This is a genomic window from Streptomyces sp. NPDC020192 (assembly GCF_044388685.1).
In the GTDB taxonomy this organism is placed as follows: Bacteria; Actinomycetota; Actinomycetes; order Streptomycetales; family Streptomycetaceae; genus Streptomyces.
This window is the reverse complement of sequence record NZ_JBIRXG010000092.1, coordinates 1-4,968: the sequence shown is the minus strand read 5'-3', so window position 1 is coordinate 4,968 and position 4,968 is coordinate 1. Positions and strand designations below refer to the sequence as shown.

The window sequence follows — 4,968 nt, the reverse complement described above, 5'->3', positions numbered from 1 at the left end:
CAAGCGCCACACGATCGACCAGCCGAGCAGCCACGGAACACCACCCCTGGTATCCGTTGAACCGCCAACACGGCCCAAAGTCAACGGCATTGGATTTAACGTCCTGTGTCGAATAGTGCGTCGAACTTGATCACTCGGTTCGGTAACCGCCGTACGTCAAAGCGGCCTTCGTCTGAACATGTGCTCCGACCAAGTACTACAGCCGGAGATCTTGTGACGGAGCCTGCGTGGCGTCGTTGACCGGACATGATGCTGGGTGTGACGGCTGAGCAGATAGCCGGGTGGGATGCCGAACTAACCACGCTGACTGGTTCGTTGGGGTATTTGTTCAACCGGCCGGAGCCTCGGGTGGTGTTCGCGCAGTTCATCGAGGGGTTGCTGGCGGAGCTGCCGAAGAAGAACGGCTGGACGCTGTCGGAGCGTGCCGGGCATGTACCTGCGGACCGGATGCAGCGGCTGCTGAACGGATCGGTGTGGGACGCCGACCGGCTGCGTGACGCGGTCCGTGCCTACGTCATCACGCACCTGGGCGACCAGGACGCGTCGCTGGTCATCGATGACACCCAGGCACAGAAGAAGGGCACCAAGTCGGTCGGGGTGGCCTTCCAGCACTGTGGCCTGACCGGTGATGTCCGCAACTGCCAGACGATGGTGATGCTCACCTACGCCACCGCTGCCGGGCACGCCTTCATCGACCGCCGCCTGTATCTGCCCGAGGAATGGACGAAGGACCGCCGGCGGTACCGTGAGGCCGGGGTCCCTGACGAGATCGCCTTCGCCACCAAGCCCGAGCTGGCCATCACGATGCTCGAGCACGCCCGCGCGGCCGATGTGCCGTTCTCCTGAATGCTGGCCGACGCCGGATATGGCCGTGACCCGCAGCTGCGGGCCCGGTGCCACGACCACGCGGTGCCGTACGTGTCCGGCGTCCCCGTCGACCTCCCCATCGACGGACCTGCGGGCAAGCCGCGCCAGCCGGCCGTGAAACGCGCCGACGACCTGCTCCACTACGCCAAGACCCGTGACCAGTGGGAACGCCGCTCCTGCGGCGACGGCGCCAAGGGCGAGCGTCTCTACGACTGGACGGCCTTCGCCGTCCAGGTCAACCACGAGAACCCGGCTGATGGCCATGCGCACTGGCTGGTGCTGCGCCGGTCCCTGCACCCCAACCGGCCCGGCAAGGACGGACAACTCCACTGGGAGATCGCCTACTTCCTCGTCCACGCCCCCATCGGCATCACCGTCTCGGAGATCACCGCCAGGGTCGGTGGCCGCTGGCAGACCGAGGAGGACAACGAGATCAACAAGCAGCTTGTCGGCCTGGCCCAGTACCAGGTCAGTAAATGGACCCCCTGGCACCGTCACGTCACCGCCTGCATGCTCGCTACCGCGTTCCTCAGCATCCAATGCGCCGCCCTCCCCGAACCCGACCAGACCCCCGAACCCGAGCCGGATACCAGCCCGGAGCAGGCCCCCGACCAGGGAAAAGCTCCCAGCACCGACGAGAGCGAGGCCACCGGCTGATCCCCGGCCCGCTCCTGCGGCCCTCGATCCACACCATCCGGCACTGCCCGGCCGCCACCCACCTCAACCCCCACCACCCCGTGGAGACCGTCCTGACCTGCGAGTTATGGCGCCGGCTCCACCAGACCCGCGCCATGGTCAGTCACTACCGACGCCGCGGAGACCCGCTCCCGGACCGCCTCCGCCCCTGGGCCCGCCACCGGCCGATCCCACCCATCACCGACCCTCAAGATCTCCGGCTGTAGTACCAGGTGCCCGTGCGGCGGGCACTGGATCACGACGAGGAGGCGATCAAAGTGTGGAAGACGCAGGTGTGGCCGCACGTAGTCCATCGCTGTCGGGGACACTGTTGTCCGCCGGAAAGATGACCGGCTCGCTCTCCGGTCCGCCGGGTCACAACTACGACCATTCCAACCCAGAGATGAGCTGCGTCACCAGGTGTTCAGGACGCACCCTGCGCCCGCAGGAGCCTCTGGAGGTTCACGACTTCCTTTTTCAAGGCGGACTTGACGCCGGAGAGCTGCTTGGCATTCTCAGCGATAGCGGCATTCTGATATTCGGACTCGACTGCGAACCAGATCCCGGCCATGTTGGTCCGGGCTTTGCAGGACACGTCGGCCTGGGCTTCGGCGATCTCAGCGGACGACGGCGTACCCGACCCGGGGAATCCTTCCGGCACGCGCATCGGGTCGGCCTCGTGGTATCCGACGGTCTTCATACAAGCCGTCCAGGCTTTGAACACCGCGACCACCCGCGGATCAGCCATAGATTCATTGAAACTTGCCGCTTTGAGCTTAGCGACCAAGCCGTCGACGATGTTGACCGCGCCGCCCTTTGCGGCGTTAGGGCCCTTCGCGCCCTCCGCCGGCCCGCCGAGCAACCGGTCGGGCTCGTTCCTGCAGCCGAGATTTGGAATGGGCTGTCCCTTATACGAGGTGGCAGGACCGTGCGTGGTCGGGTCATAACCCGTCAGCACTTTTCGCTCGTCGGCGGGGAGCTCGGCTAGGAGTACGGCCTTGCCGCTGCCGGGAGTCGCAGTCGCCCGAGGGAAGTGATAGCCCCATTGGTGCACACTGGCAGGATCGGTCACTCCATAGCGGCGGGCGAGCACCGAATACTGAGCGAGTGCCATACTCCCAGAGGTCGGTCGGGCACCGGGATCCGGGTAGTCATATCCGAAGCGGGCAAGACATCTGCGAATGGTGACCTGGGCAAGCCAGTCGCGCTCTGCTGACTGAAGTGGAGTCAGCATGTAATTCTCGATTGGCAGGTGGAGGTCACTCATCGCTCCCGTCACGGAGGGAGCCGGCACGGGGGAGGCAGCCAAACCCTGCCCTGGTGATGAAGCGGAACCGCAACCCGACACCGTCGCGAGCGCAAGCACACCTCCTGCGATCGCCCAGCCAGCGCGCCTCTTCGGAGCCATAGGTAAGGTCCTCGCCTGAGAGAGTCATGGGAATGCCTGCCCCACTGTTGGGGGCAGGCCCTGAGGTTCCGGCTGATCTACTGGCAGTACGAACCGGACGGAACGATGGGCTCCAGGGAAGCCTCATTGTTTTTCAGGTTGGACGTGAGGTTTCCGCCCCGCCCCGGATCGAGCACGTTCGAGTCCCCATACCCCGCCGAGTTGACGTAGATAGCCTCACCACAGTTGACCGAGCCGTTCTCGGCGGAGGCAGCGTTGTTGTCGACTTCCTGCCCGGCCCCGTTCGAGCTGTTGACCCCTGCGGTGTGGTCGTCCCAGAAGGAGAAGTATCTCAGGTAGTCGGCGCCGGCCATGCCGTTGTAGAAGATCGCCCCCTCGGCGCCGGAATTGTAGTACAAGCACAGTGCCTTGCTGCAGCGCACGGGAGCGCTGTCAGTGCTCCAGTAGTCGATGTTGGTCGATGTCGCGTTCGCCTCCCCTGCGAAGAGCCCGATCGCCATCACGGCTGCGGAGCCGACCATGCCAGCACGAACAACGATGTTTTTCAGACCCATGTGATACTCCGGTCCCGACGCAGCAGGAAGCCCTTGTACGCACACCAGCAGCCCCCCGACTCGGCGGATGGCCGAGCAGGTGGATCATAACGACTTCAAGATCAAAGTCCATAGCTGCAGGCGAAGGCAGTTGAGTCACGGTTGGATCATCAGCGTGAGCGGGCGGCCGCCCCGGGGCGGCGCCGCGCAACCGCCATGATTGAGTCTCGCAGTTCCGGCCGCAGAGCTCAGCACGATTCATGGGTCGTGGAACGGCTCGTGGCTTTCGGGACCGACGACCGCTGGAGCCGCGCCGACTGGCAGCGCGCCGCTGAACGCGCCTTCACCGCCCTCGGCCAGCAGTGGCAAGACGGCCCCGACCGCGACCGGCTCCTCCTGGTCGGCTGCCTGCGCCTGGCCGGCACCCACCGCCTGGAGCTGGGCTGGCTCACCGACGCGGCCTGGGCCTACGTCAGCGACTCCGCCTAAGACTTGTCCCGTAACCCCTGGTCAGGGGGGTGAGATGATCTTGGTGTGGCTGGTGTGATCACGGCGTCGGAGCCGTCTGGATAGCCCCGTTCACCGGGCTGAGCCCGCGCTGCTTCGGCAAGTTGGTGACCGCCATACGGCGCGAGCATGCAGCCGACGTGCACCGCGGACGACCGTGGAGCCTCCCGCTGGAGGACCGCATTCTGCTGGTCGCGGCGTACTGGCGCACGAACTTGACGATGCGCCAACTGGCCCCGCTCTTCAGGATCTCCAAGTCGGCCGCCGACCGGATCATCGACCATCTCGGGCCGATGCTCGCCCTGCCGCCACGTACGCGGTTCCGTAAGGACACCGTCCTCATCGTCGACGGCACGCTGGTCCCCACTCGGGACCACGCCGTCACCGAGCAGTCGAAGAACTACCGCTATTCCACGGTCCATCAGGTCGTCATCGACGCCGACACCCGCCTGGTCGTGGTGGTCGGCCGGCCCGTGCCGGGCAACCGGCACGACTCCCGCGGCTGGGAAGAGTCCGGCGCCAAGGCCGCCATCGGCAACACGATGACCATCACCGACGGCGGCTATCAGGGCACCGGACTGGTCATTCCGCACCGTCGCCGCAAGGGTGAAGAGCTCCCGGACTGGAAAGAGGAACACAATCGGTCCCATAAGCAAGTCCGCGCACGCGTCGAGCAAACCTTCGCCCGCATGAAGGGCTGGAAGATCCTGCGTGACTGCCGCCTCAAAGGCGACGGCGTTCACCACGCCATGCTCGGCATCGCCCGCCTGCACAACCTCGCCCTCGCCGGATAGGCGAACAGGCGGCACCACGGCAGCCATGCCCCTCTCAACTCCAAGATCGTTACGGGGCATGCCTTAGAAGTCATCTCATTTGGTAAGCTTGCGGTAGCAGATGAGGGTGCAGGCGATGCTGGTGAAGGCGAGGAAGTGCTCGGCTTTGCGCTCGTAGCGGCGGTGCAGGCGGCGGCATCCGGCG

5 protein-coding genes and 2 pseudogenes are annotated in these 4,968 nt (G+C 65.5%); 4 read left to right on the top strand and 3 right to left on the bottom strand.

The genetic code is table 11. The annotated features are described in order from the left end of the window. Positions 1 to 246 precede the first annotated feature (246 nt). Positions 247 to 846: an IS701 family transposase gene (locus ACH47Z_RS46895; RefSeq protein WP_399086690.1), complete on the top strand. Its 600-nt coding sequence runs from the start codon at positions 247 to 249 to the stop codon at positions 844 to 846. Continuing rightward, positions 847 to 1,524, top strand: coding sequence for a hypothetical protein (locus ACH47Z_RS46890; protein ID WP_399086687.1), 678 nt, complete (start codon positions 847 to 849; stop codon positions 1,522 to 1,524). 442 nt (positions 1,525 to 1,966) lie between these two features. On the opposite strand, the gene ACH47Z_RS46885 is transcribed toward ACH47Z_RS46890, so the two are convergent. Next, on the bottom strand, positions 1,967 to 2,809 hold the full coding sequence (locus ACH47Z_RS46885; protein ID WP_399086684.1) for a hypothetical protein: 843 nt from the start codon (positions 2,807 to 2,809) through the stop codon (positions 1,967 to 1,969). 218 nt (positions 2,810 to 3,027) lie between these two features. Further along, positions 3,028 to 3,504, bottom strand: a complete 477-nt coding sequence (locus tag ACH47Z_RS46880; RefSeq protein ID WP_399086681.1) for a hypothetical protein — start codon at positions 3,502 to 3,504, stop codon at positions 3,028 to 3,030. Positions 3,505 to 3,762: 258 nt separating this feature from the next. Between ACH47Z_RS46880 and ACH47Z_RS46875 the strand changes: the two genes are divergently transcribed. Both ACH47Z_RS46875 and ACH47Z_RS46870 read left to right on the top strand, forming a co-directional pair. Then, positions 3,763 to 3,972 carry a hypothetical protein gene (locus ACH47Z_RS46875; protein ID WP_399086677.1) on the top strand — a complete coding sequence of 70 codons (210 nt, stop codon included), beginning with the start codon at positions 3,763 to 3,765 and terminating at the stop codon, positions 3,970 to 3,972. A 45-nt stretch (positions 3,973 to 4,017) separates the two neighbouring features. After that, a pseudogene (locus tag ACH47Z_RS46870) lies at positions 4,018 to 4,784 on the top strand (transposase). A 75-nt stretch (positions 4,785 to 4,859) separates the two neighbouring features. Here the strand turns inward: ACH47Z_RS46870 and ACH47Z_RS46865 are convergent. Continuing rightward, positions 4,860 to 4,968, bottom strand: a pseudogene (locus ACH47Z_RS46865) (IS5/IS1182 family transposase); the annotation flags it as partial.

Bases quoted from the DNA above. Each gene is read 5' to 3' on its own strand.
- ACH47Z_RS46895 (WP_399086690.1), top strand. From the start codon at position 247: ATGATGCTGGGTGTGACGGCTGAGCAGATAGCCGGGTGGGATGCCGAA.
- ACH47Z_RS46880 (WP_399086681.1), bottom strand. From the start codon at position 3,504: ATGGGTCTGAAAAACATCGTTGTTCGTGCTGGCATGGTCGGCTCCGCA.
- ACH47Z_RS46890 (WP_399086687.1), top strand. From the start codon at position 847: ATGCTGGCCGACGCCGGATATGGCCGTGACCCGCAGCTGCGGGCCCGG.
- ACH47Z_RS46885 (WP_399086684.1), bottom strand. From the start codon at position 2,809: ATGAGTGACCTCCACCTGCCAATCGAGAATTACATGCTGACTCCACTT.